The sequence below is a fragment of the Isoptericola sp. NPDC057191 genome, assembly GCF_042670225.1.
Taxonomy (GTDB): domain Bacteria; phylum Actinomycetota; class Actinomycetes; order Actinomycetales; family Cellulomonadaceae; genus Isoptericola.
The window spans coordinates 1-2,198 of record NZ_JBHUWC010000299.1; the positions used below are offsets into that span (position 1 = coordinate 1).

Annotated in this window: 2 protein-coding genes; both read left to right on the forward strand. The window is 72.2% G+C overall.

Annotation, left to right across the window (positions count from 1 at the left end):
- A partial coding sequence (gene otsB / locus ACFT55_RS19995; RefSeq protein ID WP_380245604.1) for a trehalose-phosphatase occupies positions 1-823 on the forward strand: 823 nt, incomplete at its 5' end.
- Positions 824-1,039: 216 nt separating this feature from the next.
- The gene (locus ACFT55_RS20000; RefSeq protein ID WP_380245605.1) at positions 1,040-2,164 is read left to right on the forward strand and encodes an ABC transporter ATP-binding protein; all 1,125 of its coding nucleotides are present in this window, start codon (positions 1,040-1,042) and stop codon (positions 2,162-2,164) included.
- Positions 2,165-2,198: the final 34 nt, after the last annotated feature.

Genomic DNA, 2,198 nt, shown 5'->3' on the forward strand with positions numbered 1-2,198 from the left:
GGCCGCGGCGCTCGCCTTCGCCGGCGCCCCTGACCGGGCGTCCCGCCGTCGTGTGCGGCTCGTGGCCCTGGACTTCGACGGCACGCTGGCGCCGCTGGTCGACGACCCGTCGGCGTCGGCGATGACGCCTGCGGCACGGGCGGCGGTGGACCGCCTCGCCGCTCTCGCGGCGCGGGAGGCCGCCGACGGCGACGTGCTGCGCCTCGCGCTCGTCTCGGGCCGCAACCTCTCCGACCTGGCCGCACGCTCCGGGGCGCCCGCCGGCACCTACCTCGTGGGGAGCCACGGGGCGGAGACGGGGCGGGTGACGGCGCACGGCGTCGACGCGGTGCCGTTGCAGCTCACGCCGGAGCAGGCCACGACGCTGGAGCGGCTGCGGGAGGGCATGCAGGAGGCCGTGGACGGCCGCCGGGGCGCCTGGGTGCAGGACAAGCCGAGCGCCGCCGTGCTGCACACGCGGGTGTGCGGACCGGAGGACACCCGCGCCGCCACGGAGGACGCCGACGCCCTGGCCGGGCGCCTCGGTCTGCACGCCATGCACGGCAAGGACGTCGTCGAGATCGCCGTCGTCGACACGTCCAAGGGGATCGCCGTGGAGCGGCTGCGCGAGCAGCTCGAGGAGGCCGAGGAGGCCCACGACCTGCGGGCGCTCGTGCTCTACGCCGGCGACGACACCACGGACGAGGCCGCCTTCGCGGTGCTCGGCGCGGACGACCTCGGCCTCAAGGTGGGGCCGGGGCCGACCGCCGCGGGGCACCGGGTGGCGGACGCGGACGCCTTGGCGGCCCTCCTGGAGCGCCTCGCGGAGGCGCTCGACCGCTGACCGGCGGGCCTCGAGAGGCCCTGACCTGGAACGTGTCATGACTCACGTCACAGGCATGTACGATCATCGCGGCGCACCGGGAACCGGCTCACGCGGGGGACCGAGGCGCTCGACAACAGAATGTGTCACCGCCGACACGCCATTCGTGAAAGCGCAACGGCACCCACCCACAACGGATCGTCCGGCACGTACCTGCCGGTGGAGAGGGAAGCAACCATGGCTACGGTCACTTTCGACCACGCGACGCGCGTCTACCCGGGCACTGAGCGCCCGGCTGTCGACCAGCTCAACCTGCACATCGAGGACGGCGAGTTCCTCGTCCTCGTCGGCCCGTCGGGCTGCGGAAAGTCCACCTCGCTGCGCATGCTCGCCGGCCTGGAGGACGTCAACGGCGGCAGCATCCTCATCGGCGACCGCGACGTCACGGACGTCCAGCCGAAGGACCGGGACATCGCGATGGTGTTCCAGAACTACGCGCTCTACCCCCACATGTCCGTCGCGGACAACATGGGCTTCGCGCTGAAGATCGCCGGCACCCCCAAGGCCGAGATCCGCCAGCGTGTCGAGGAGGCCGCGAAGATCCTCGACCTCACCGAGTACCTGGACCGCAAGCCGAAGGCGCTCTCCGGTGGTCAGCGCCAGCGTGTCGCCATGGGCCGCGCCATCGTGCGCCAGCCGCAGGTGTTCCTCATGGACGAGCCGCTGTCGAACCTCGACGCCAAGCTCCGCGTCCAGACCCGCACGCAGATCGCGTCGCTCCAGCGCCGTCTCGGCGTCACGACCGTCTACGTCACGCACGACCAGACCGAGGCCCTCACCATGGGCGACCGCATCGCGGTCCTCTCGGGCGGTCTGCTGCAGCAGGTCGGCACCCCGCGCGAGATGTACGACACCCCGGCCAACGTCTTCGTCGCGGGCTTCATCGGCTCGCCGGCGATGAACATCGCCACGTTCAAGGTCGAGGACGGCGTCGCGACCGTCGGCGCGGCGCGCGTGCCGCTCGAGCGCTCGATCGTCGAGCAGCTCACGGACGCCGACGGCGGCAAGGTCACGATCGGCTTCCGCCCCGAGGCCCTGGACGTCGTGTCCGAGGGCACCGCGAACTCGATGCCGATCTCCGTGAACCTGGTCGAGGAGCTCGGCTCCGACGCCTTCGTCTACGGCACGCTGCTCGGCCCCGCCGCCGAGCAGGCCGAGGTCCGCTCGGGTGCCGGCGAGAACCAGGTCATCGTGCGCATCGACCCGCGGAACGTCCCCATGAAGGGCGACAAGATCCACGTGACGATCAAGCCGGGCCAGTCGCACGTCTTCTCGGCTGCGACGGGCAACCGCCTCAACTGAGTCCGTGCCACGCCCGAGGGGCGGGTCCGGCTGC

Bases quoted from the DNA above. Each gene is read 5' to 3' on its own strand.
- ACFT55_RS20000 (WP_380245605.1), top strand. From the start codon at position 1,040: ATGGCTACGGTCACTTTCGACCACGCGACGCGCGTCTACCCGGGCACT.